Here is a 23,604-nt window from a genome sequence, read left to right as displayed (position 1 = left end):
GGGAGCAGCAAGATGAGCATGCAAACTGAGCCGGTGTTCGGAAAGGTCATCGTTGTGGATCCTATCCCGTTTCGCGGTGGCTCCAAGGTTGCGACCGAAGTGCTGCTCGATGAGTTGGCCAAACGGATGCCCGGGCTCACATGCCATGTGTTGACCCAGGATCCCGACTCCTGGTCCCGTTGTCAGCATCATCCTCTTTGGTTGCCCCACATATTGAAGGGGCGGGAGTCCGGCATCGGTTATCTGCTTAAACAGGGGTGGCAGACCCTGCTGATCCTCTGGCTGGTGTTGCGTCTGGGGCAGGTGAAGTGCCTGGTGGCGGCGTCCGGGCCGGGGGTGGATCTCTGCTGTTACTGGGCTGCCCGCTGGTTGCGGTGCCGGGTGGTTCAGCTGATCCATGGCCCTGTGGGGTGCTCGGGGCTCTCTGCCAGAGCCCTGCAGCGGGCGAGTTTTGTCTTTTATCTCGAATCAACCCGCAGCTCCCTGGCGGCATTGCTGGCCAGGCTTGGCGAGACCGAGTTCCCGTCACACTGGCAGCCATTTACCAATGGTTTGAGCGAGATTGATTGGCCCAAAGCGACTCTGGGGGGGCCTCGTATTTTGTGGGCGGCTTCGTTGTTGCGCTGGAAGGGGCTGGAGACCATGCTGGCCGCCCATCAACTGATCCCTGACGCTCGCCCCGAGCTGATGGTGTGCTATCTGCAGCCCAAGGGCACGCTGCAACCCTGCAGCCAGCCTCAGCCACAGCTGCCAGACACGCACTGGTATGCCAACCCCGCCAATCTTGACGAGATCCGATCTCGATGCGGCATTTTTGTCTCCACCAGTCATCAGGAACCGTTTGGTCTCTCCATTCTGGAGGCCATGGCGGCAGGATTATGCGTAGTGATCCCGGCCGATGGCGCCTGGTGGGATCGACACCTCACCGATGACGTGAATTGCTGCAAATATCAGCCAAACGATCCCGGCGATCTGGCGCGGGTGCTGGCCAGCCTCAATGCCATGCCCGACGTGGTCAAGCGACTTGGCCATCATGCCCGCCTGCATGCCATGGTCCATTACAACGCGGCGGATACCTATCAAAGCACACTGGATCAGTGGGAAGGTATGTTGCGATGGGATGCGTTGAGCCTTGCCGTGAGTGGTTAGCGCTTGCTTGGCCAGCAGGCGTGGCGGTTGCCGGTGCCACTGCTCAACTGAAGGTCCACGGATTTTTCTTGGTTGGCCCGTTTATCCCTCTCTCATTATTGCTGACTATTACTGAACGAGAACAATTATCATCGTTGCTGATGAAGAGGGATATTTACGCTTTGGTTAATTAGTCAAGGTGACGTTAAGGTAAATAGTATGAGTGTGAGCGGTAACATCTGTAACCTGATAAACGAGTTCGCCGCCAATTAAATATTATCACTTTGTTGCAGATGGTCTGCTGATGAACTGTTTATCTTACCGTAAAATTGAATGTGAATTCATGATGATGCGTAAACATATCCACCGTCGCGATATTTTACTCGTCTCGACATCGGATGATAAAGCATATCTGGATACCCTCCGATATGAATACATCATCTGCATCTTCTTACTGCTCAGGTTCAACAGACGGGGATGCAACCAGGGGCGCTGCCGCTAGTGCTTTCCGGCAGAGTCCATCTGCGCGAATTTACGGGAAATTCTGCCATGAAGGCCCTGGCAGCAAGGGCTGAGCGGGTCTCTTGTTCCTGCCATGATTTGGTGTTGCAAACCGTGCTGAGTCAGATATAAAGCCAGTAAAATATGCAATTCAGTGAGTAAAGGTATATTTGATTGAACATTTATTGTCGGGTGTCAATACTGTGAAATAAGCGGCATGGCACAGTCATTCCGCATGTTAATTTAACTGGGAACAAAAGGGTATTTGGTCCGGTGATTAATTATTTGCTGTCCAATTAAGTTCATAAAATTTATTTCCCTGCCAAATATCTCTTTGGGGGTAATTAATTCTGTTTGTGATGTGGCTCGCTATGTAAATAGGGGGAAGCCGGTCGAAGTTGATAGAGATCAATACTGTGATGTGGGTGAGTCCTTAGCATTTCTCCTATTAAGCATTTACCAAACAAGTGCTCACTACGGGAATAACTAGAATGGTCGAGGATAATTTTTTATCGGCTCATGGGATTAATCGCCGTGATTTTATGAAATTGTGTGCCGGGATGGCCGCAACCTTGGGATTAAGTCAGCATGCCGTCGCCAAGATGGCCACCGCGCTCACCAGCCCCGAGCGGCCGCCGGTGATCTGGATTGGGGCGCAGGAGTGCACCGGTTGTACCGAATCGCTGCTGCGCGCCACTCACCCCACCATCGAGAACCTGATCCTCAACACCATTTCGTTGGAGTACCACGAGGTGCTCTCGGCGGCCTTTGGTCATCAGGCGGAAGAGAACAAGCACAACGCCATCAAGCGCTATAAAGGCAAGTATGTGCTGGTGGTGGATGGCTCCATTCCGCTCAAAGATGGTGGTGTCTACTGCATGGTGGCCGGTGAGCCTATCGTCGACCATATTCGCCGTGCCGCCAGTGATGCCGCTGCCGTCATCGCCATCGGCTCCTGCGCCGCCTGGGGCGGTGTGCCTGCTAGCGGCGGCAACCCGACCGGTGCCGTCAGTCTCGAAGAAGCCCTCGGCAATATCGGCACCCCAATCATCAATATCCCGGGCTGCCCGCCCAATCCCCACAACTTCCTCACCACGGTTGCCTACTACATCACCTACGGCAAGCTGCCGGCGCTGGATAGCAAGAAGCGTCCGCTGTTTGCCTATGAGCGGCTGATCCACGAGAACTGCGAGCGCCGTCCGCACTTCGATGCAGGGCGTTTTGCCAAGGAGTTTGGCGATGAGGGCCACCGGCAGGGCTGGTGTCTCTACCATCTGGGCTGCAAGGGGCCGGAGACCTACGGCAACTGCTCGACCCTGGAGTTCTGCGATGTGGGCGGCGGCATCTGGCCGGTCGGCATCGGTCACCCCTGTTATGGCTGCAACGAGCAGGGGGTCGGTTTTAGCAAGGGGATCTTCCAGCTCGCCAAGGTCGAGAACCCGACCCCGCGGGTGGATAAACCCGATGTGAAAATTCAGGAGGGGGGCTATACCTCGCCCACCGCGACTGGCCTGATCGGTGGCGCCCTCGGGGTGCTGGTGGGGGTGAGTCTGATGACGGTGCGTGAACTCGGTCGCCAGCAGAAGCGCCACGAAGCCGGGCAGCACCCATCACGGGAGGAGTAACCGTGAACAGACGCAACTTCCTCAAATTTGCCTCCGTCGGTGCGCTGGCGGCGGGCACAGCCGTACCCGGCACCGCACTGGCGGCGGCCAAGAACAAGCCGCCCATTCCCGGCGCGCTCGGTATGTTGTATGACTCCACCCTTTGCGTCGGCTGTCAGGCCTGTGTGGCGGAGTGTCAGCGCCTTAACGGCAATCCGGCCAATCCAGCCGGGGCGCAAACCTGGTCCAACAACGACAAGCTGACCCCCTACACCAACAACATCATTCAGGTGTGGAAGAGCGGCACTGGCGAGCACAAGGATCAGCTGGTGGATGGCTATGCCTACATCAAGAAGCAGTGCATGCACTGTGTCGATCCCAACTGCGTCTCTGTCTGTCCGGTGCAGGCTCTTAAAAAAGATCCCAAGACAGGCATCGTTCACTACGACCCGAGCGTCTGCACCGGCTGTCGCTACTGCATGGTGGGTTGCCCGTTCGATGTGCCCAAATATGACTATGACAACCCTCTGGGGGCGATCCACAAGTGCGAGCTCTGCAACCAGAAGGGGCTTGAGCGGATCGATCAGGGCAAGTTGCCCGGCTGCGTCGAGGTGTGCCCCACCGGCGCCGTCATCTTTGGCACCCGCGAGGAGCTGATGGCCGAGGCCAAGCGTCGTCTGCTGGCGACTCCGGGCAGTGAGTACGCCTATCCGCGCCAGACCCTCTCTGCCAACGACCCTTACCTGCACGAGGTGCCCAACTACCAGCCTTACGTCTATGGCGAGAAAGAGGGGGGCGGCACCCAGGTGCTGGTGCTGGCCGGGGTGCCCTATACCAAGCTCGACATGCCCGATCTGCCGGAGCTCTCCTCCGGTGCCCGCTCCGAGCATATCCAGCACACCCTCTACAAGGGGATGGTGCTGCCCATGGTGGTGCTGACTGGCCTTTCGGTGCTCATTCGCCGCAACACCAAGAATGGTCACGATCATCATCACGATGATGGCCATGATCAGGGGAGGGCGCAGATCAAGGATCAGGGCACCACAAAGGGAGGCAAGGATCATGAGTAATCACAAGGCGTATCCCCTCGGCGGCAAGCTGGTCAGCTGGCCTGTGCTGGTGCTGGCCCCCTTTGCCGTGCTGTGCGGCATGTTGATTTTAAAACGCCTCGTCTTCGGGCTGGGCTCGGTCACCGATCTGAATGGCGGTTATCCCTGGGGACTCTGGATCTCGTTCGATCTCTTGATCGGCACCGGTTTTGCGTGCGGTGGCTGGGCGCTGGCCTGGGCCGTCTACGTGTTCAACCGGGGCGAGTATCACCCCCTGGTGCGTCCGGCGCTGCTGGCGAGCCTCTTTGGTTATTCCCTGGGGGGGCTCTCCATCACCATCGACGTGGGGCGTTACTGGAACCTGCCGTACTTCTACCTGCCCGGTCACTTCAACACCTCCTCGGTGCTGTTCGAGACGGCGGTCTGCATGACCATCTATATCGGGGTTATGGCGCTGGAGTTCGCTCCCGTGCTGCTGGAGAAGTTCGGTTGGAAGGCGTCACTCATTCGCCTCAACAAGATCATGTTCTTCGTGCTGGCGCTGGGGGCTCTGCTGCCCACCATGCACCAATCCTCCATGGGCTCGTTGATGATAGTGGCGGGGGAGAAGATCCATCCGCTCTGGCAAAGCTACGAGCTGCTGCCGGTCTTTTCGCTGCTGACCGCATTCATCATGGGTTTTTCCATCGTGGTGTTTGAAGGATCCCTGGTGCAGGCCGGATTGGCGGGGCGGGGCCCCAACGAGAAGTCGCTCTTCTACAAGCTGACCCAGGTGATCGACATCTTCCTGATCCTGTTTGTGGCGCTGCGCTTTGCCGAGATCGTCATCCACGACAAGTCGGAATACCTCTCCGAGCTCAATCGCTACTCCATCATGTTCTGGAGCGAGATTGCGCTGATGATCTTCCCGCTGCTGGTGTTCCACTGGGACAAGAGCCGCCGGGATTCGCGCATGTTGTTCCTGGGGGCCCTCAGCATGCTGCTGGGCGCAGCCCTCTGGCGACTGGATTACTCCCTGCTCGCCTTCAACCCCGGCAATGGCTACCACTACTTCCCCTCCGCGGAGGAGGTGCTGATCTCCTTGGGCTTTGTTGCCATCGAGGTGTGTGCCTATTTGCTGTTGATCCGGCTGCTGCCGGTACTGCCATCACTTGAACGTGTTCACCAAGATTATCAGGCCCGAGGGAAAGCCAACGTATGAGCCAACGTATCACCATAGACCCCATCACCCGCATTGAGGGGCACCTGCGTATCGACTGCGAAATCGAAGGCGGTAAAGTGACCAAAGCCTGGTCGTCCGGCACCATGTGGCGCGGGATGGAGGAGATCGTCAAGGGCAACGACCCGCGCGATGCCTGGATGATAGTGCAGCGCATCTGCGGGGTATGTACCTCCATTCACGCCATCGCCTCGGTGCGGGCCGTGGAGAACGCCATCGGTGCCAAGGTGCCGGTCAACGCCCAGTACATCCGCAACCTCATCATCGCGGCCCACAACATCCACGATCACATCGTCCACTTCTACCAGCTCTCCGCGCTGGACTGGGTGGACATCACCGCGGCCCTTGAGGCCAATCCGCAAAAAGCGGCGGACATGCTCAAGGGGGTATCAACCTGGTCCCTCAACAGTGCCGATGAACTGACCAAGGTGCAGGATAAAATCCGCGCCCTGGTGGCGAGCGGCCAGCTTGGCATCTTTGCCAACGGCTACTGGGGTCACAAGGCGATGAAGCTGAGCCCGGAGGTGAACCTCATCGCCGTGGCCCACTACCTGCAGGCACTGGAGTGCCAGCGCGATGCCAACCGCATCGTCGCCATCCTCGGTGGCAAGAGCCCGCACATCCAGAATCTGGCGGTGGGCGGCGTGGCCAACCCCATCAATCTGGATGCACCTAGCGTGCTCAACCTGGAGCGGCTGCTCTACGTGAAGAGCTTTATCGACCGGCTCGGCGAGTTTATCGAGCAGGTCTACAAGGTGGATGCCGCCATCATCGCTGCCCACTACCCCGAGTGGCTGAGTCTGGGGCAGGGGGCCAAGCACTACCTGAGCGTGCCAGAGCTCCCCACCGATGCCAACGGCGGCAGCTTCCTGATGCCGGGCGGCTATATCGAGAATGGCAATCTGGCGGGTTATCGCCCCATCGAGAGCCATCAGGATGGCTGGCTGATGGACGGCATCGCCGAGAGCAACAAGCACGCCTGGTACAAGGATGACGAGCCCCTCAAACCCTGGGAGGGCAAGACCGAGCCCGATTACACCGGCTGGCAGGATGACGGCAAATACTCCTGGGTCAAATCCCCCACCTTCTACGGCAAGGTGGTGGAGGTGGGGCCGCTTGCCGACTTGCTGGTGAAGCTCGCCGCAAAACACCCGGAGACGGTGGCGCATTTCGAGCAGCTGAACGGCATCTACAAGGCGCTCACCGGCTCGGCCATCAAGACCGAACAGCTGCACTCCACCATGGGCCGCATCATCGGTCGCGCGGTGCGCTGCTGCGTGCTGAAAGATACCCTGTCCCATCAATGGAAGGCGCTGGTCGACAACATCGGCAAGGGGGACACTACCGCCTATATCAAGGCAGAGATCCCGGCGGATAAAGAGTTTCGCGGGGTGGGCTTTGAAGAGGCGCCGCGTGGCATGCTCTCCCACTGGATCGTCATCAAGGGCGGCAAGATCGAGAACTATCAGGCGGTGGTGCCATCGACCTGGAACTCGGGCCCGCGCAACTTCAACGATGAACCCGGCCCCTACGAGCAATCGCTGGTGGGCACCCCGGTGGCGGATCCCGCCAAACCGCTGGAAGTGGTGCGCACCATCCACTCGTTCGACCCCTGCATGTCCTGCGCGGTCCACGTGATGGATACCCAAAATGGTGAAACGACTCAGGTGAAGGTGCTGTGATGAACACCTTGATCCTGGGCGTGGGCAACCTGCTGTTGAGTGACGAGGCCGTCGGCGTGCGCATCGTCGAGGGGCTGGGGCGCGAATACCGTTTCGCCCCCGGCATCGAGCTGCTCGACGGCGGTACCGCCGGCATGGAGTTGCTCGAAGCGATGGCCAGTCGCGATCACATCATTCTGGTGGATGCGGTGCGCAGCGGTAATCCGCCGGGCACAGTGGTGACCCTGAAGGATGAGGAGATCCCGACCCTGTTTGGCCGCAAGATCTCCCCGCACCAGCTGGGGCTGGCGGACGTGCTCTCGGCGCTGCAAATGACGGGGGAGTCGCCAAAGCGGCTCACCTTGATCGGGGTCGAGCCCGAGTCCCTCGAGCCCCGCATCGGCCTCACCCCTGTGGTGGCGGCTGCCATGGGGGAGGCGACGGATCGGATATTGACCCTGCTGGCCGCCTTTGGCGCGCCCGCCATTGTGCTCTCTGAGCAGGAGAAAGCTGAACAAGCACGGGAGGGCCTATGGCGCAGTCCAATTTAAGCGAGGCTGAGAGAGTGCTGGAGAGAGTACCGGAGACGGCGCAGGAGTTTGCCGGCTTTGCCAGCAATCCCGCGCCTCTGCTGGTAGCCCAGTACGAGCGGATCGCTCGCGAAGAGATGCAGGCGTTGCCCTTCTATCACCCGGACATGCCAATCGTTGCGGAGTGCGTGGTGTTTGAAGGTCAGTGGCTCGGCTGCGTGCTCACCCCCTGGATGCTGAGCGTGGTGGTGCTGCCGGGGCCGGATCAGCTTTGGCCGGTGCGTAGCAACAGCGATCGGCTCGCCCTGCAGCTCCCTTGCGGCAACATGACCTTTATGGTGGGTGAACTGCCCGAGACAGGACAGTTGCTGGCCTGCTCCCTGATGTCGCCGCTCGATCCCCATCTCGGAGCCGGGGAGGGGCGAGCACTGGTGAGCAGCACCCTCAAGATGCTGCTCTCCTTGCCGGTGCAGCAAGGGGCTGGCGGCGTGGATCTGGGTCGCAGACGACTATTCGGTGCCCGGCGCAGTCAACCGGCATAGTCGCTAGGTTTCACGCGAAATCAAGTTTAGAATAGGGGGCCATTTTGGCCCCTCACTCCCATGTTCAGACACGCATTTCGCCTCTTTTTTGAGTGATGATCCGTGAGTGGTACAAAACAAGAAGGATCCCCATGACTGTTTCTCGCAATTCCCTTCTCCATTACGCTAGATCCAGCGCTACCGCTCTGTTGGCCCTGCTGCTGGGCACTGCCTCTCACGCGGCGCTGGCCGCTGCCCAACCTGTGCCTGCCGAGCTCAAGCTCGCCATCGGCAGTGAGCCCACCGAAGGGTTTGACCCTCTGCTTGGCTGGAGCCACGGCAGCTACCTGCTGTTGCATAGCCCGCTGCTCAAGCAGAACGCCGATCTCAGCTGGCAAAATGTGCTCACCCAGTCGGTGACCCCGAACAAGGATGGCAAGGGGTGGCTCATTACCCTCAAGCCTGAACTGAAATTCTCCAACGGTGCGCCGCTCACCGCCGAAGATGTGGCCTTCACTTACAACAGCGCAGCCAAGGGCGGCGGCAAGATCGACATGGGCAACTTTGTCTCGGCCAAGGTGCGCTCGCCCACCGAGGTTGCCATCACCTTGAGTGCCCCCCAGAGCACCTTCGTCAACGTGCTGGGATCTTTGGGGATAGTGTCGAAGAAGGATTACGACGCAAAAGCATATGCCCAAAAGCCGGTCGGTGCCGGCCCTTACCGGCTGGTGAGCTTCCTGCCCGGTCAACAGCTGGTGGTGGAGGCGAACCCCTATTACGCCGGTGGCAACAATGACTTCAAACGGCTGGTCTTTGTCTTTATCGATGAAGAGAGCGCCTATGCCGCCGCCCAGAGCAGCCAGCTCGATGTGGTGCGCATTGCCCCGTCGCTGGCGCCCACCGTGCCTGCCTCCCTCAAACTCTGGGTGCGGCCGAGCGTGGAGAACCGCGGTATCGTCTTCCCCATTCCTCCTGCGGGTAAAAAAGATGCCAAGGGTTATCCCATCGGCAACGACGTGACCTCGGATGTAGCGGTGCGCCGCGCCATCAACTACGCCATCGACCGCAAGCTGCTGGCCGATCAACTGCTGGAAGGGCACGCCATCCCCGCCTACAGCGCGGTGGAAGGCTTGCCCTGGCTAAACAAAGCCACCGCCTTCAAGGATGGCGATGCCGCCCACGCCAACGCCCTGCTCGACGAGGCGGGTTGGAAGATGGGCAGTGACGGCATTCGCCACAAGGGCAATCTGCGCGCCGCTTTTACCCTCTGGTACACCAGTGGCGACAGCACCCGCCGTGATCTGGCGGAAGCGGTGCGGGCCATGCTCAAACCCATCGGTCTTGAGGTGAGCCTCAAGTCCGGCAGCTGGGAGCAGGTGGAGCGGGAGATGCATGCCAATACGGTGCTGATGGGGTGGGGGAGTCTGGATCCCATGGAGCTCTATCACCACTACCAGAGCGGTTCGGGTGGCGTGGAGTTCTACAACCCGGGCTACTACAGCAACCCTGTGGTGGATAGCCACCTCAAGCAGGCGCTGGATGCCCCGAACTGGCAGGCGGCCGTGCCGTTCTGGCAGCAGGTGGAGTGGGATGGCAAAACGGGCGCCGGAGTGCAGGGAGATGCCGCCTGGGCATGGCTGCTCAATGTGCAGCATACCTATCTGGCCAACCGTTGCATCGATCTTGGCAAGGGGGCGCCGGAAATCCACGGTAGCTGGTCCCTGCTCAACAACCTGCAGGATTGGCGGTGGACGTGCCGTTAAGTTCGCCCTTGAGTCACTCCGGTTATCTGTTGCTAAAAGCCCTGCTGCGTCTGGCAGGGTTGTTATGTTTGGTCTCGGTCGCCACCTTTGTGCTGCTGAGTTACTCCCCCATCGACCCCATCAAGGCCTATATCGGCAACGATCTGCTGCATGTGCCGCCGGAGCAATACGCCCGCATCGCAGCCCGCTGGGGGCTGGATCAACCGCTCTGGCTGCGCTACTGGCACTGGTTTACCCAAGTGCTGCAGGGGGATCTCGGTTACTCCATGCTCTACAACGCGCCTGTGGGTGAGGTCATTGGCCAGCGTTTTGCTGCCTCCTTCCTGCTGCTGGCGGGCGCCTGGCTGCTCTCCGGCTTTTTCGGGATTTTGCTGGGCCTCTGCGCTGGTCGCTATCTCAACCGCTGGCCCGATCGCCTGATTTGCCGCTTTGCCTACCTGCTCGCCTCCCTGCCCACCTTCTGGGTCGGCCTGTTGCTGCTCGCCCTGTTTGCGGTGCACTGGCCGCTACTGCCGGTCTGCTGCGCCTGGACGCCGGGGCTTGCTGCCGATGAGGTGGACTGGGCCATGCGGCTGCGTCATCTATTGCTGCCGGTGACGACCCTGGCGCTGCTCGGGGTGGGCAACATTGCCCTGCATACCCGGGGGCGGGTGGCCGAGGTGCTGGAGAGCGACTTTATCCGCTACGCCCGCGCTCAGGGGGATGGCGGCTGGCCCATGCTGCGTTTTCACGTGCTGCGCCACGCCCTGACCCCGGCGCTCTGCCTGCAGTTTGCCTCCCTTGGCGAGCTGATTGGCGGATCGCTCTTGGCAGAGAAGGTCTTCTCCTACCCGGGGCTCGGCCAGGCCACCGTGGATGCGGGGCTCAGGGGCGATATCCCCCTGCTGATGGGAATCGTGCTCTTCTGCACCCTGCTGGTCTTTATTGGCAACACGGTGGCCAGTTTGCTGCTGGCCCGCATCAATCAGGGCTGGGAGGGTGAGCATGCTGTTTAATCCGCTTCCCTCCATACTGCGGCTGGGTTTTGCCCTGCTCGGATTGGCGCTGCTGGCCACTTACGGCTGGAGCCTATCTCATCAGGATGTGCCGATGGATCTGCTGGCGCGCCAGCAGCCTCCCTCGCTGACCCACTGGTTCGGTACCGATCAGATGGGGCGGGATCTCTGGTTGCGCGCCTTTCAGGGCACCCTCACCAGTCTGGAGCTTGGCATCAGCACGGCTCTCTGCAGTGGCCTGCTCGCCATGGTGGCGGCAAGCGTGTCGCTCATTCATCCCAGATGCGATGTGGCGGTGCGGCTGCTGATCGATGCCATGCTGGCGCTGCCCCATATGCTGCTGCTGATCCTGATCTGCTTTACCGTGGGGGGCGGCATGCGCGGGGTGATCCTGGCGGTGGCGCTCACCCACTGGCCCAAGCTGGCGCTCATTCTCTGCGCCGAGGCGCGGCGGATCGCCTGCAGCGACTACGTGGTGCTGGCCCGCTGTCAGGGGATGGGGGCGCTGCGTCGCTGGCGCATCCACCTGCTGCCGGGGCTGTTGCCCCAGTGGTTTATCGGCACCTTGCTGATGTTTCCCCATGCGGTGCTGCACAGCGCGGCCTTGAGCTTTCTCGGTTTTGGGCTGGCGGCCCACGAGGCCTCGCTGGGCCTGCTGCTGGCCGATGCCCTGCGTTATCTGGCCGGTGGCGGTTGGTGGCTGGCCCTCTTCCCCGGCCTGATGTTGCTGCTGCTGGTTCTGCTGTTTGATCAGGCTACCCGCGCCTTGCAACAGCTGTTGTGGCACAGGAGTGAACCATGCTGAGTTTTGATCAGGTGACCATAGAGGCGGCCCACTACTCCTGGCTGGGGCGGCGCAGCTGGCAGCCTTTGCTGACCGATATCAGCCTGCAACTGGCGCCGGGGGAGATAGTGGCGCTGGTGGGGGGGAGCGGTGAGGGCAAGAGCCTGCTGCTGCAAAGCGCCCTGACATTGCTGCCGGACAATCTGCGGATGCGCGGCGCCATCTCTCTTGATGGCACTCCTCTGTGCGATGCCAGCCGGGCCCGTTTGCGCGGGCACACCCTCTGCTATGTGCCGCAGGGGGTAAGCGCCCTCAATCCATTGCTGACGGTGGAGCGTCAGCTGGGACGTGCGGCACGCCTCTGCGGCCAGAGCGGTTCTCGCGAGCGGCTCGGCGAGCAACTGCTGCGCTACCAGCTGCCCGCTGCCACTCTGGACCGCTATCCGCGTCAGCTCTCCGGGGGCATGGCCAAGCGCATTCTGGCCTGCACTGCGGCGCTCGGCGGTGCCCGCTTCATTCTGGCAGACGAGATCACTGCCTGGCTCGAAGAGGGGCTGGCCTGTCTGCTGCTCGGCCAGTTGCGTGAATTGGCCAATCAGGGCAGCGGTATCCTCTGGGTGACCCACGATCTGGCGCTGGCGGCTCGCTTTGCCGATCGCATCGTGGCCCTGCATCAGGGCCAGGTGAGCGATACCTTGAGTTGTCACCATCTGCGCCAGGGGCAGGGGAGCGAGATGCTGCGCGCCCACTGGCAGGCGCTGCCGGAGTTCAATGCACTCTTCTCTGTGCCGGAGGTTTCCTGATGTTGGAAGTACGAAATCTCACTATCGCCCAGGGGGAACGCCCCCTTTGGCAGGGATTGTCGCTGACGGTGAAAGCGGGCGAACGGCTCGGTATCTCCGCCCCGAGCGGTTATGGCAAGACCACGCTGGGGCGGGTATTGGCGAGTTGGCAACCGGTTGGGGCCGGCGGGCAGATCCTGCTGGATGGGCAGCCGGTGCCTGAAGAGGTCAAAGGCTATAACCCCATCCAGCTGGTGCCCCAGCACCCGGAGCTCACCTTCAATCCCTATCGCACCACCGGGCAGGCGCTCTGGGATGTGTGGCGCCCCGATGACGCCATGCTGGCCCGCTTTATGGTCAAACCTGAGTGGCTCGGCCGTAAACCCGGTCAACTCTCCGGCGGCGAGCTGGCCCGCATCGCGCTGCTGCGCGCCCTCGATCCTCGCACTCGTCTGCTGATTGCCGATGAGGTGACTGCCCAGCTGGACCCGCAAGTTCAGCGCCAGCTCTGGCTGGAGTTGATGGTTGAATGCGAGCAGCGCGGGCTTGGCATGGTGATATTCAGTCATCAGCAGGCGCTGCTGCGCCAGATCTGCCATCGGGTGCTGCGCTTTGGTGAGGCGCCTCTTGCTACGGGTGTATTGGCCGAAAGTGCGGCCTGAGGGTTAGTTCCCCCTCATCCCCAGCCCTTCTCCCGCAAGGGGAGAAGGGAGCAAATATGCTGTTCACCAGTAAGATTTTCTTCGGCGAATCTGGATACTGGCAGGGCATGATCGGTGTCGACTCTTTGCTTCCCTCTCCCTGGGGAGAGGGCCAGGGTTAGGGGCGCGATTATAAAATGCTGGCCATTCTTTACAGAACGAACCGTTGGCAAAGTGTGCAGGTAAAAGAGAGGGAGGCATCAGCCTCCCTCTTTTGTTTTCTACCGTTATCAGCGGCGTTTAACCGGTTGATTTCAAGCACTGGCCAGCCAGTTGAGCCAGGCATCCATCCCTTCGCCTGTAGTGGCGCTGACCTGGATCACCTGAATATAGGGGTTGACCCGTTTGGCGTTCTCGATGCAGCGGGCCACATCAAAGCTGACATAGGGCAGCAGATCGATCTTGTTGATCACCATTAGCTGGGCGGCGGCGAACATGTCCGGGTATTTGAGGGGCTTCTCTTCCCCCTCGGTGACGGAGAGGATCGCCACCTTGTACTTCTCGCCGAGATCGAAGCTGGCGGGGCAGACCAGATTGCCCACGTTCTCGATAAAGAGGATGCCCCCTTCATTGGCGGGCAGCTGGTGGCAGGCGTCGTGAACCATTTTGGCGTCCAGATGGCAGCCCTTGCCGGTGTTGATCTGCACTGCAGGGACGCCGGTGGCACGGATGCGATCCGCATCGGCGCTGGTCTGCTGATCCCCTTCGATCACTGCGCAGGGGCGTTTGTCGGCCAGCTGGCGCAAGGTTTCGCACAGCAAAGTGGTCTTGCCTGAACCCGGGCTCGACACCAGATTGAGTACCAGCTGGGCTGCCTCGTCGAAGTGTTCGCGGTTATGGGCCGCCAAGGCATTGTTCTTGGCCAGCACATCCATCTCGATGGCGATCAGCTGACGCTGCCCTATGCCGGGCACCGACAATCCAGCTTCCCCTTTGCCATAGTGCAGATCACCCTGCTGATGGTCATGGTCATGGTCATGGTCATGGTCATGGTCATGGCTGTGATCATGGGGATGCGCGTGGGAATGGCTGTGGTCATGAGAGTGGGCATGTTCATGATGATGGTCGTGTGGGTGATCATGCCCCTCATGGCTTATGGGAGCCCGCACCCCGTGGTAGTGGTGATGGACATCTCCCTGATGGTGATAGTGGTGGTGAATGATCAGGGTTCGCGGCGCACTCTGCTCGTGGTCATGATGGTGATGGGCGTCATGAGCATGATGATGGCCATGCCCATGTTCATGGTGATGTTCATGTTCGTGATGATGCTCATGATCGTGCTCATGGCCGGCGATCCGCGCCTGGCCGCATCCGCATACGCTACACATATCAACTTACCTCGATGTCGGTGATGCGCAGGCTATCACCCTGCGCGACTCGTAATTTGTATCCGCCACACCCGGGGCAGGCCTGCCCGCGTTCGGTGAGGGTGACCGTCTGGTTGCAGTCGTAACACCAGGCCTCTGCCGCCTGGTGCTGAAAGTGAAGCTGGGCCCCTTCGACGGCAGTGCCCTTGGCGGCCGCCTCGAAACAGAAGGCAATGGTGTCCGGGTCGACGCAGGAGAAGCTGCCGACCTCGAGCCAGAGGGCGGTCACCCTGGTAAACCCCCGCTGGGTGGCCTGCTCGGCCGCCAGATCGATAGCAGCCATGGCCAGAGACATTTCGTGCATGGTGACTCCTTAACCGTTATGGGGAGAAGCAGTGACTCCTCCCTGTAATTGACGGAACGGCATGGCTGCTCAACAGATCCGCGGCAGCAGCTCCCCTTGCGGCAGCTCCAGATAGCGGCGGCTGCCCCAGGGGTTGTTGAGGATCACCTTGTGGCGATCGCTCGCCTGCACCACGCCGATCTGGCTGGCGGCGGGGTTGAATTGCTGCAAGATGCCCAGCGCGTCCTGCGCCTGTTCGGCAGGCAGGGCCAGCACCATGGTTCCCTCGTTGGCGAGATCATGGGGCTCGAAACCGTAGAGCTCACACAGGCCGCGCACCGGATCGCACACCGGAATGGCTGACTCCTCCAGCTCGATGGCAACACCGGAGGCGCTGCTCCACTCGTTGAGCACGGCGGCAAGGCCACCGCGGGTGGCATCGCGCAGGGCGTGAGGGGTAATCCCCGCTTTTAGCAGCGCTTCTACCTGCGGCCATAGGGTGGTGCAGTCGCTCTTGAGATCGGAGCCCAGTTGCAGGGCGTCACGGGCCATCAGGATGCAGGCGCCGTGGCTGCCGATATCCCGCGACACCAGAATGGCGTCACCGGCTTTGAGGTTGCGTACCGAGATGCCACGGCTCTGCTCAGGCCGCGGAAAGGTGCCGACCCCGCTGGTGTTGATAAAGATCTTGTCGGCCGCCCCCTTGGGCACCACCTTGGTGTCGCCGCAGACGATACGGGCGCCGCTGTTGGCAAGCTCGGCCGCCATCGACTCGACGATGCGGGCCAGATCGGCGTAGGGGAAGCCTTCCTCGATGATAAAGCTGCAGCTCAGATACTCGGGCTTGGCCCCCATCATGGCGAGATCGTTGACCGTACCGGCGATGGCCAGCTTGCCGATATCGCCCCCCTCGAAGAAGAGCGGCGAGACGGTAAAGCTGTCGGTGGTGAAGGCGACTGGGCCGTTTACCGGCAGCAGGGCGGCATCTTCACCGCGCAGCAGGATCTCGTTGCCAAAGTGGCGAAAGAAGAGCTGATTGATCAGCTGGTTCATCTCCACACCGCCGCCGCCGTGGCTTAACTGAATTTCTCTCATTGGATCCCCATATATCGGTAGTAGGCATTGCAGGCCCCTTCGGAGCTGACCATGCAGCTGCCCATGGGCTGGGTCGGGGTGCAGCCCCGGCCAAAGACTTTGCACTGGTTCGGTTTGGCCAGGCCGCGCAGGATATCGGCGCACTGGCACGCCTTGTGGTCATCGATGGGAGTCTGATTGAGCGCGAAGTGGCGCTCCGCATCGCGTTTGGCAAAGGTATCGCGCAGGCGCAGGGCGGAGGCGTTGATATCCCCCAGACCTCGCCAGCGAAAGTGCTCGCGGGTCTCGAAAAAGCGCTCGACCAGCCGCTGGGCGGCTTTATTGCCGCTGGCGGTGACGGCGCGGCTGTATTGCACCTCCAGCGCGTAGCGACCCTCCACCTTCTGGCGCACCATCATCAAGAGCGCCTCCATCACATCCACCGGCTCGAAACCGCTCACCACCACAGGCACCTGATAACGATCGACGATGGGCAGGTAGATATCGGCGCCGGTGATGACGCTGACGTGGGAGGGGCCGATAAAAGCGTTCACCTTGGCGACCCCGTCGGCCATCACCGCATGAATGGCGGGCGGCACCAGCACATGGTTGATATGAAACAGCAGATTCTCGACCTCTTGCTCTTCAGCGGCAGCCAACAAGGCGGCCGTCATCGGGGTAGAGGTCTCGAAACCGATGGCGAAGAAGACCACGGTTTTCTCCGGGTTCTCACGGGCGATGCGCAGGGCATCGAGGGGGTCATAGACCGGGCGGATATCGCTCCCCTTGGCGCGCTGCTGGGCCAGCGTGCCCTTGGAGCCCGGCACCCGGATCATGTCCCCCAGGGTGACCAGAATGACGCTGGGCTGGCTAGCCAGCTCGATGGCCTGATCGATGCGCTCTTTGGGCATGATGCAGACCGGGCAGCCGGGACCGTGAACGAACTCGATGCTGGCCGGCAGCAGCTGGTGCAGGCCGTACTTCATGATGGTATGGGTATGGCCGCCGCACACCTCCATCACCCGCAGCGGCTCGGGCAGATCTTGGGCCAGTTCATTAATTTGGGCGGCGAGGGCGCGGATCACCTCGGGCTGGCGAAAGCCCTGAAAGAGATCATTGAGGGTCAGCATGGCAAGATATCCTGTTTGGGCATCAGGGCCACCATCTGGCGGAAGCTCTCGAGGCTGGCCTGTGCCTCCGCTTCGTCAATCTTGCTCATCACAAAGCCGATATGGAGCAGTACATAGTCGCCCACCTGGAGAGGCTCTTCGAGCAGCATGCAGCTGACGCGCCGCTGCACCCCCAGGGTATCGACGGTGACGCAGTTATCTTCGGGGTGCAACTGCACCACCTGAGAGGGGATGGATAGACACATGGATTTCAGGACTCCGACAAGGTGGCACAGCCGGTGGTGACAGGCTGATGCGTGGCAAGATGGTGGATGGCAAACCAGAGCTGACCGGCGGCGATGCCACCGTCATTGAGCGGCAGGGTTTCGCTGGTCAATACCTGCCGGCCGGTGCCTTCGAGTGCGGGCACCAGCTGGTCCATCATCACCCGGTTTTGAAAGACGCCGCCCCCGAGTACCACCGGATAGCCGGGGAAGCGCTCGGCAAGGGCGATGACCAGATTGCTGATGGCGCGGATAAAACCGGCGGCCAGGCTGGCGGTGGAGGTGCCTTGGCGCCGCTCGCTGACAAGGGTATTGATGAGCTCGGCCCACTCGATCTGCTGCGGCCCTTCCGCTGATTGGCTGAGATCAAAGGCGAGGGGGAAGGGCTGTTCATATGGGGCCAGCTGCAAGGCGGCTGCCTCCAGCAGGAGCCCGGCTTCGCCCTCGTAATCGGGGGTGTCGATTACCCCCAAGAGCGCCGCCACCGCATCGAACAGCCGACCGATGGAACTGGTGTTGGGGGCGTTTCGACCCAGCTGCCAGAGCTGGTGCAGATTGTTGATCTGCTCAGCGGGCAGTTGCTTGATCGCCGGAATATCGAGGGTACTGATCTGCTCCACGTCATATGACTCAAACAGCAGCCCCAGCAGCTGGCGCACCGGCTCGCGAATGGCCGCCTCGCCGCCGATCAGCTTGAAAGGCGCGAGGTGGGCAACACGATCGAAGCCCTGAACGTCTGCGATCAGCAGCTCGCCGCCCCAGAGGGTGCCGTCATCGCCAAGGCCGGTGCCATCGAAGGCAACACCCAGCACCGGGCCCGTGATGTTGTGCTCGGCCATCACCCCCAGCAGGTGGGCGTGATGGTGCTGCACCTCGAGGTGGGTGGCACCCTGATCCTGGCAATAGCCCTTGGCCCACTGATGGCTGAGGTAGCCGGGGTGGCGATCCGAGACCAGCAGTTCTGGCTTGAGGTCGTAGAGTTCGCGAAAGGTGGCCAGGGTCTGCTCGAAGTGCTCCTGCATCGGCAGGCTGTGCAGATCGCCGATATAGGGGCTGTAGATGCGCTGGCGGCCGAAGGCGAGCGCCAGCTGGTTCTTCTGCTGCGCCCCGACCGCCAGCAGCGGCGCCTTGACCGCCTCTTTCAGGCTGGGGGTGCAGGGGGCATAGCCCCGGGCTAGCCGCAACGTCTGGCGCCGCCCGCCGGCCCACTGCACCAGACTGTCGTCGCAAGGGTGCAGGATGGGGCGGTTGTGATCCAGGATGCCGTCAATCTCGCGGCCGAGTTCCCTGACCACCGCCTCGCACTCGATAAGGATCGGGCTGCCGCGACCATTAGCGCTGGTGGCCACCAGCGGCATGGCACAGGCGTCCAGCAGCAGCTGATGGAGCGGGGTATAGGGGAGCATGATGCCGAGGTAGGGGATGCCGGGGGCGATCCTCTCGGCCAGCGGCGCGGTTGTCAGTAGGGATTCTGAGAGCCGATCATCGTTTTTGCGCTTGCGCAGCAAGGTGATGGGTCTGGCCTGAGAGGTGAGCAGCTTCCACTCGGCCTCGCAGCCGGTGACATGCAATTTGGCCTCGGCAAGGGAGCCCATCATCACCGCCAGCGGCTTGCGCGCGCGCCGCTTGAGTGTTCGCAATCTGGCAACACTCTGTTCATTGCGGGCATCACACATCAGGTGATAACCCCCCATCCCCTTGACCGCAATCAGCGCCCCCGCTTGCAGGGCGCGGGCGGCGGCGTGCAGCGCCTCTTCGCGCTCGGCCAGCGCATCGCCACGGCCATTTCGCCAGCTGAGATGGGGTCCGCACTCGGGGCAGCTCACCGGCTGGGCGTGGTAGCGTCTGTCCAGCGGGTTTTCATAGGCTGCCGCACAGCGCGGGCACATGGCAAAGCCCGCCATGGCGGTATGGGGTCTGTCGTAGGGGAGGCTGCGGATGATGGTGTAGCGCGGGCCGCAGTGGGTGCAGTTGGTAAAGGGGTAGCGATGGTGGCGATCGTTGGGGCTGGCCACATCCCGGGCGCATGCCTCGCACATTCCCTGATCCGGCGAGATGGCGACCGTGGCCGCGCTCTGCTGCTGGCTCGCTTTAATTCGAAACTGGCCATGAAATTGGCCATCGAAGTCGGGATCATGAGCAAGGGGCAGTTCCCGCTCGCTGAAATGATCGATGCGGCTAAGTGGCGGCGCCAGTTCCCGCAGTTCGCGGGCAAAGCTGGCCAGCTGCTCAGGGGATCCTTCGGCGCCGATGGTGACGCCGTTGGCATCGTTCAGCACATAACCGGCAAGGCCGTGGCGCAGCGCCAGCCCATAGACGAAGGGGCGAAAGCCGACCCCCTGTACGATGCCGTCGATATGAAATTCGCGGCGCAGCCGGTTGGCCACAGGATTGGCAGAGCCAGAGGGGGCGATGGTGGCGCTCATGCCAGCTCCATCTCATCTTGAGTGGCTGGCAAACGCAGCACCCGGCGCTCGTTCTCCTCGCGCCGCACCCAGCCATCCATCTCCATGCGCAGGCAGAACGGAATGGCGTATTTACGCGACAAGCCGGTGATCTCCTTGAGGGATGCCATGTCGATCAGATCTCCCACCTGCTGGCCCGCCAGCACGGCGGCGACCATCTGGTTGTAAAGCTCGGCGTCGTAGTAGATGGGGCCATCGAGCTGCACCAGATACTTGAGTCTCGCCAGATTGCGCAGCTGCTTTTGCAACGCGCCTTTTTGTAGCAGGCCCTGCTGCAGGGCCGCGGGCAGCTGGCGGGTGATAAAGGGATCAAGCTCCACGCCGCCGGGGCCCAGTTTACCGGGCTCGTACCCCTCCTTGCCTTGATCTCGCACCACCTTGAGCACCAGCTGCGCCTCTTCCCCCAAATCATCTTCCGACTCGCCGCTGCCCTGCTGCCACTTCTCATGGTGCAGGCGAACAAGCTGCTCGCTCTTGAGCTGCTGGAGCAGGGCCTGAATGACCGGCAGTGCGATGCCAAAGCGGGTTGCCAGCTCGGCGGCACTAAGCGGTTCACTTTTCAGCGTCGCAAGCAGCTGGTCGCGGCTCTGGGCCAGCCAGCAGTTATCCAGTAGCCACTCACCGAGAGGGGTGACCTGCTCTGGCCGCTGGTCAAAGCGGCTAGCCTGCACATAGCCATTGAGCCCCAGCTGCAAGGCTGCGGGGTTGTAGCGCTCCAAGTCATCAGGCAGCTCGCCCAGCAGAGTGTGCAGTGCCTTGCGTCTGGCGGGGTGGATGTCGCCGCACCAGACGATGCGGGCGCCGTGCAGCAGTTCGCTGCTGCCGTGGCGAATGATGGCGAGCGGCTGGCCAAAGAAGCAGGGGATGGGGCTGGTAAAGATCAGCCGCGCCAGCCGGGTATCCTTGATGGGCAGCTCTTTTATAGGTGCCTCTTTTATCGGCACACAACGGGCCCGGCCATGCCAGCTGCCAAGGGCCACCTCGACCTCCTTGTTGTGCAGAAAGGGGCGCAGTGTCTTGCTACTCAGGCTCTCGGCGTTGAGTCGCACGATAAGGTGGGTTGCCGCCTCGCACTGGCCAGTGGCGCTGGTGAGGCAGTGACCGCGTGCCACCTCCTTGTGAGGCACTTTTTTAAGGCCCACCGCCACCCGGCAGACGGCGCCAATTTCATCAAGGCTCTGGTGATAGGCCTGCAGGGAGCGCACCTGCACCTCCCGATCGGCGGGGTAGAGGCGCAGCTTGTCCCCCACCTTGAGGCTGCCCTGCTGCAAGGTGCCGGTAAGCACTGTGCCGGTGCCGTTGGCGGTAAAGACCCTGTCTACATACAGTCGCGGGGCGCTCTGCTCGCGGGCTGCGTGTGAGGCTGGCAGTTCGGCAAGCTGGCGCACGATGGCGGCGTGCAGGGCAGCCATATTCTCACCGGTTTTGGCGCTGACGCTGACGATGTCGGGCACCATGCCGCTCTCGTCCATTACCCGCTCCAGCAGGCTCTCTTCCAACAGCAAAAGCTCGTCGGGGGAGACCAGATCGCACTTGTTGATGCAGACCAAGAGGCGTGGTACCCCCATCGCTTTGAGCAGGCGCAGGTGATCGCCGGTCATCGGCATCCACCCCTCGTCGGCGGCGATGACCAGCAGCACCAGATCCAGACTCCAGAGCCCCGCCACCATATTGCGGATATAGCGCTCGTGGCCGGGCACATCGATGACGCCTATGGTGTTGCCCTGACCGTCGTCAAAGTGGGCAAAGCCGAGATCCTGAGTCATGCCGATGGCCTGCTCATGGGCGCGGGCTGTGGTGATGCCGGTGAGCGCCTTGATAAGCAAGGTCTTGCCGTGATCCACGTGGCCGGCAAGACCGATAACGGCGCGATAGGGGGTCATGGGATCAGGGCTCCTCGGTCGCATTTGTTGCATTGAACGGGGCGGGCAGCAGCAACTCCTTGAGTTGGGCGATCAGCAGTTCCATCTCGGTAGGCAGCAGGGTCGCCATATTGAGCTGCACCTTCTGCTGGCGCACGGTGGCAATCACCGGCACCGGCAGTTCGCGCAGGGCGTCGAGCAGCTGCTGGGCCGGACGCGGGTCGGTGCATTCGAGCGCTGGTGCCGGGTAGAACTCGTCCGGCAGGGTGCCGCCGCCCACCACCAGCTGGGCGGGGACCGGCACAAAGCAGCCGGGCAGGGCGGCCATCAGCTGATCGGCTCTGGCCTGCATGGCGGCCGGGTTGCTCAAGGTGCGCTGGGCAATGCCCTCGCCGATAGGGGACTTGTTGAGCTTGTGGATGAGCAGGCGTTCGAGCAGGGCGTAGACGATGCGGCTCGGGCGGAAAGTGCGCATCATGGGGTGTTTTTCCAGCCGCTTGATAAGGTCGCTGCGGCCGCTGATGATGCCCGATTGCGGGCCGCCCAAGAGCTTGTCGCCTGAGTAGCAGACCAGATCCGCCCCTGCCTTGATGTACTGGCGCACCGAGGTTTCATCCGGCGCAAACTCCTCGGTGGTCAAGCCGGAGCCCTGATCCACCGCCAGCACCACGTGCTCGGGCAGGGCGCGTGCCACCTCGCCGATATCGGGGGATTCGGTAAAGCCGCGAATGGCGAAATTGGATCTGTGCACCATCAGCACCAGCGCGGTCTGATCGGTGATGGCATCCAGGTAATCTTTGGCGGTGGTGATATTGGTGGTGCCCACCTCCACCAGCTTGGCGCCGGAGAGCGCCAGAATGTCGGGAATGCGAAAGCCGCCGCCAATCTGGATCTGCTCGCCGCGGGAGACGATCACCTCGCGCCCCTTGGCCACCTCCTGCAGCAGCAAAAAGAGCGAGGCGGCGTTGTTGTTGACCACCAGCGAATCCTCGGCCTGGGTGAGGCAACGGAGCAGGGGGGCGATCAGCCCCTTGCGCCCGCCGCGCTTGCCGGTGGCGAGATCCAGCTCCAGATTGTTGTAGCCGGTGTTGAGGTCACGCACCTCATCCCACAGATCGGCACTTAACGGCGAGCGCCCCAGATTGGTATGCACCAGGGTGCCGGTGGCGTTGATCACCCGGGTTTGACGCTGGCGCAACTGCTGTCGGCAGTGCTTGGCAATCAGCGCCTCGATCTGCTCGGGGGCAACACCATGCTGGCGAAAATCTTCGCTCTGGCGCAGCTCGCTCAGGGTGTCGCGCACCGCCTGAGTCACCAGCGGGCGGCTCAGCGTCTCGATAAACCCGGCGAGAAAGGGTTGCTGCAGCAGCTGTTCCACTTGTGGCAGACGGCGCGTTGGTTGCTGGCTGGGCTGTGGCTGTGAATCTGGCGGTGAATCGTCGGCAGCCGTACCTGATGCGGGCTGGCGGTGGGAGATGGCTGGCGCGTGAGACGAGTTCGGCATGGGATTACCAGTGCAGTGCGTGGGTTCGGGATGCGCACCGGTTTGCCGATAGAGAGGCCGAGCTGACGGGTTATGGCACTGCTGGCGATTTGCGGATGAATGCAAACTGGGTGCATCAATGAGCGGGTATAAATTAATGCTGCATCGATGCTGATAAATTAATTTTTGGCCAGCGAGATAACCTGAGTTCGGATTATATTGGCAAGCGGCAAGCACCTTTTTTAAGGTATTACTTCAAACATATTGAACAAACAATGGAAATAACATTCAGGCCAAAAAAATCAGCGGGAGAGTATTTGTCCAATAGATAAATTTGGCGGAAGAGGCAGGAATCGAACCTGCCAAAGCCTTCTCGGCTCACATCGGTTTTGAAGACCGAGGAGGCCACCAGACCCCATCAACTTCCGTAACGGTCGCC

At 61.4% G+C, this 23,604-nt stretch carries 21 protein-coding genes and 1 tRNA gene; 13 read left to right on the top strand and 9 right to left on the bottom strand.

Going from position 1 to position 23,604, the window contains the following annotated elements; genetic code table 11:
* Positions 1-12 precede the first annotated feature (12 nt).
* The 12 genes from I6L44_RS07225 (at position 13) to I6L44_RS07170 (ending at position 13,199) form a co-directional block, all read left to right on the top strand.
* Positions 13-1,149, top strand: a complete 1,137-nt coding sequence (locus tag I6L44_RS07225) for a glycosyltransferase family 4 protein (RefSeq protein ID WP_216953702.1) — start codon at positions 13-15, stop codon at positions 1,147-1,149.
* A 971-nt stretch (positions 1,150-2,120) separates the two neighbouring features.
* Positions 2,121-3,254 (top strand): hydrogenase 2 small subunit, encoded by a 1,134-nt coding sequence (hybO, locus tag I6L44_RS07220; protein WP_047435203.1) that lies wholly within the window; start codon positions 2,121-2,123, stop codon positions 3,252-3,254.
* 2 nt (positions 3,255-3,256) lie between these two features.
* Entirely contained in the window at positions 3,257-4,303 is a 1,047-nt protein-coding gene (gene hybA, locus I6L44_RS07215; RefSeq protein WP_201991513.1) for a hydrogenase 2 operon protein HybA, read from the top strand.
* Entirely contained in the window at positions 4,296-5,483 is a 1,188-nt protein-coding gene (gene hybB / locus I6L44_RS07210; RefSeq protein ID WP_216953700.1) for a Ni/Fe-hydrogenase cytochrome b subunit, read from the top strand. Before hybA ends, hybB begins: the two co-directional genes overlap by 8 nt.
* A complete protein-coding gene (gene hybC, locus I6L44_RS07205) occupies positions 5,480-7,183 on the top strand; it encodes a hydrogenase 2 large subunit (protein WP_216953698.1) in 1,704 nt (567 codons plus the stop codon). The genes hybB and hybC overlap by 4 nt, the downstream gene beginning before the upstream one ends.
* Positions 7,183-7,713 (top strand): HyaD/HybD family hydrogenase maturation endopeptidase, encoded by a 531-nt coding sequence (locus tag I6L44_RS07200; protein WP_216953695.1) that lies wholly within the window; start codon positions 7,183-7,185, stop codon positions 7,711-7,713. The genes hybC and I6L44_RS07200 overlap by 1 nt, the downstream gene beginning before the upstream one ends.
* Positions 7,695-8,234: a hydrogenase-2 assembly chaperone gene (gene hybE / locus I6L44_RS07195; protein WP_216953693.1), complete on the top strand. Its 540-nt coding sequence runs from the start codon at positions 7,695-7,697 to the stop codon at positions 8,232-8,234. The genes I6L44_RS07200 and hybE overlap by 19 nt, the downstream gene beginning before the upstream one ends.
* Positions 8,235-8,365: 131 nt before the next feature.
* The gene (locus I6L44_RS07190; RefSeq protein ID WP_216953692.1) at positions 8,366-9,976 is read left to right on the top strand and encodes an ABC transporter substrate-binding protein; all 1,611 of its coding nucleotides are present in this window, start codon (positions 8,366-8,368) and stop codon (positions 9,974-9,976) included.
* On the top strand, positions 9,961-10,971 hold the full coding sequence (locus tag I6L44_RS07185) for an ABC transporter permease (RefSeq protein ID WP_216953691.1): 1,011 nt from the start codon (positions 9,961-9,963) through the stop codon (positions 10,969-10,971). The genes I6L44_RS07190 and I6L44_RS07185 overlap by 16 nt, the downstream gene beginning before the upstream one ends.
* Entirely contained in the window at positions 10,961-11,776 is an 816-nt protein-coding gene (locus tag I6L44_RS07180; protein WP_216953690.1) for an ABC transporter permease, read from the top strand. Before I6L44_RS07185 ends, I6L44_RS07180 begins: the two co-directional genes overlap by 11 nt.
* A complete protein-coding gene (locus I6L44_RS07175) occupies positions 11,770-12,558 on the top strand; it encodes an ATP-binding cassette domain-containing protein (RefSeq protein WP_216953689.1) in 789 nt (262 codons plus the stop codon). Before I6L44_RS07180 ends, I6L44_RS07175 begins: the two co-directional genes overlap by 7 nt.
* Positions 12,558-13,199, top strand: coding sequence for an ATP-binding cassette domain-containing protein (locus I6L44_RS07170; protein WP_216953688.1), 642 nt, complete (start codon positions 12,558-12,560; stop codon positions 13,197-13,199). The genes I6L44_RS07175 and I6L44_RS07170 overlap by 1 nt, the downstream gene beginning before the upstream one ends.
* A gap of 293 nt (positions 13,200-13,492) precedes the next feature.
* Here the strand turns inward: I6L44_RS07170 and hypB are convergent, their stop codons facing one another.
* A complete protein-coding gene (gene hypB / locus I6L44_RS07165; protein WP_216954382.1) occupies positions 13,493-14,335 on the bottom strand; it encodes a hydrogenase nickel incorporation protein HypB in 843 nt (280 codons plus the stop codon).
* Here hypB and I6L44_RS20515 point away from each other — a divergent pair.
* Positions 14,216-14,590: a hypothetical protein gene (locus I6L44_RS20515; protein WP_323912010.1), complete on the top strand. Its 375-nt coding sequence runs from the start codon at positions 14,216-14,218 to the stop codon at positions 14,588-14,590. The two genes, hypB and I6L44_RS20515, sit on opposite strands and share 120 nt — an antisense overlap.
* On the opposite strand, the gene hypA is transcribed toward I6L44_RS20515, so the two are convergent.
* The 8 genes from hypA to I6L44_RS07125 all read right to left on the bottom strand — a co-directional run bounded on the left by hypA (position 14,568) and on the right by I6L44_RS07125 (position 23,592).
* Entirely contained in the window at positions 14,568-14,909 is a 342-nt protein-coding gene (gene hypA / locus I6L44_RS07160) for a hydrogenase maturation nickel metallochaperone HypA (RefSeq protein ID WP_049047286.1), read from the bottom strand. The genes I6L44_RS20515 and hypA overlap by 23 nt on opposite strands.
* A 69-nt stretch (positions 14,910-14,978) precedes the next feature.
* Positions 14,979-15,983, bottom strand: a complete 1,005-nt coding sequence (hypE, locus tag I6L44_RS07155) for a hydrogenase expression/formation protein HypE (protein WP_216953687.1) — start codon at positions 15,981-15,983, stop codon at positions 14,979-14,981.
* A complete protein-coding gene (hypD, locus tag I6L44_RS07150) occupies positions 15,980-17,092 on the bottom strand; it encodes a hydrogenase formation protein HypD (protein WP_216953686.1) in 1,113 nt (370 codons plus the stop codon). Before hypD ends, hypE begins: the two co-directional genes overlap by 4 nt.
* Complete coding sequence (locus tag I6L44_RS07145; protein ID WP_033115859.1) at positions 17,086-17,337, bottom strand: HypC/HybG/HupF family hydrogenase formation chaperone; 252 nt, start codon at positions 17,335-17,337, stop codon at positions 17,086-17,088. Before I6L44_RS07145 ends, hypD begins: the two co-directional genes overlap by 7 nt.
* 5 nt (positions 17,338-17,342) lie before the next feature.
* Positions 17,343-19,781, bottom strand: coding sequence for a carbamoyltransferase HypF (gene hypF / locus I6L44_RS07140; RefSeq protein ID WP_216953685.1), 2,439 nt, complete (start codon positions 19,779-19,781; stop codon positions 17,343-17,345).
* The gene (gene selB / locus I6L44_RS07135; RefSeq protein WP_216953684.1) at positions 19,778-21,703 is read right to left on the bottom strand and encodes a selenocysteine-specific translation elongation factor; all 1,926 of its coding nucleotides are present in this window, start codon (positions 21,701-21,703) and stop codon (positions 19,778-19,780) included. Before selB ends, hypF begins: the two co-directional genes overlap by 4 nt.
* A gap of 4 nt (positions 21,704-21,707) precedes the next feature.
* The gene (gene selA / locus I6L44_RS07130) at positions 21,708-23,186 is read right to left on the bottom strand and encodes an L-seryl-tRNA(Sec) selenium transferase (protein WP_216953683.1); all 1,479 of its coding nucleotides are present in this window, start codon (positions 23,184-23,186) and stop codon (positions 21,708-21,710) included.
* Between the two features lie 314 nt (positions 23,187-23,500).
* Positions 23,501-23,592: transfer RNA gene (locus I6L44_RS07125), tRNA-Sec, on the bottom strand.
* Positions 23,593-23,604 lie beyond the last annotated feature (12 nt).

Origin of the sequence: Aeromonas sp. FDAARGOS 1414 (assembly GCF_019047065.1) — a bacterium.
GTDB classification, from domain to species: Bacteria; Pseudomonadota; Gammaproteobacteria; order Enterobacterales; family Aeromonadaceae; genus Aeromonas; species Aeromonas veronii_A.
The sequence above is the reverse complement of the archived record's forward strand: the minus strand, read 5'-3'. Positions and strand labels throughout refer to the sequence as shown.

Excerpts from the sequence above, each read along its gene's own strand:
- hybC (WP_216953698.1), top strand. The coding sequence starts at position 5,480 with ATGAGCCAACGTATCACCATAGACCCCATCACCCGCATTGAGGGGCAC.
- hybO (WP_047435203.1), top strand. The coding sequence starts at position 2,121 with ATGGTCGAGGATAATTTTTTATCGGCTCATGGGATTAATCGCCGTGAT.
- hypA (WP_049047286.1), bottom strand. The coding sequence starts at position 14,909 with ATGCACGAAATGTCTCTGGCCATGGCTGCTATCGATCTGGCGGCCGAG.
- selB (WP_216953684.1), bottom strand. The coding sequence starts at position 21,703 with ATGACCCCCTATCGCGCCGTTATCGGTCTTGCCGGCCACGTGGATCAC.
- hybB (WP_216953700.1), top strand. The coding sequence starts at position 4,296 with ATGAGTAATCACAAGGCGTATCCCCTCGGCGGCAAGCTGGTCAGCTGG.
- I6L44_RS07180 (WP_216953690.1), top strand. The coding sequence starts at position 10,961 with ATGCTGTTTAATCCGCTTCCCTCCATACTGCGGCTGGGTTTTGCCCTG.
- hybE (WP_216953693.1), top strand. The coding sequence starts at position 7,695 with ATGGCGCAGTCCAATTTAAGCGAGGCTGAGAGAGTGCTGGAGAGAGTA.
- hypD (WP_216953686.1), bottom strand. The coding sequence starts at position 17,092 with ATGCTGACCCTCAATGATCTCTTTCAGGGCTTTCGCCAGCCCGAGGTG.
- I6L44_RS07190 (WP_216953692.1), top strand. The coding sequence starts at position 8,366 with ATGACTGTTTCTCGCAATTCCCTTCTCCATTACGCTAGATCCAGCGCT.
- I6L44_RS20515 (WP_323912010.1), top strand. The coding sequence starts at position 14,216 with ATGGTCATGGTCATGGTCATGGCTGTGATCATGGGGATGCGCGTGGGA.
- selA (WP_216953683.1), bottom strand. The coding sequence starts at position 23,186 with ATGCCGAACTCGTCTCACGCGCCAGCCATCTCCCACCGCCAGCCCGCA.
- I6L44_RS07145 (WP_033115859.1), bottom strand. The coding sequence starts at position 17,337 with ATGTGTCTATCCATCCCCTCTCAGGTGGTGCAGTTGCACCCCGAAGAT.
- I6L44_RS07200 (WP_216953695.1), top strand. The coding sequence starts at position 7,183 with ATGAACACCTTGATCCTGGGCGTGGGCAACCTGCTGTTGAGTGACGAG.
- I6L44_RS07225 (WP_216953702.1), top strand. The coding sequence starts at position 13 with ATGAGCATGCAAACTGAGCCGGTGTTCGGAAAGGTCATCGTTGTGGAT.
- hypE (WP_216953687.1), bottom strand. The coding sequence starts at position 15,983 with ATGAGAGAAATTCAGTTAAGCCACGGCGGCGGCGGTGTGGAGATGAAC.
- hypF (WP_216953685.1), bottom strand. The coding sequence starts at position 19,781 with ATGAGCGCCACCATCGCCCCCTCTGGCTCTGCCAATCCTGTGGCCAAC.
- I6L44_RS07170 (WP_216953688.1), top strand. The coding sequence starts at position 12,558 with ATGTTGGAAGTACGAAATCTCACTATCGCCCAGGGGGAACGCCCCCTT.
- I6L44_RS07175 (WP_216953689.1), top strand. The coding sequence starts at position 11,770 with ATGCTGAGTTTTGATCAGGTGACCATAGAGGCGGCCCACTACTCCTGG.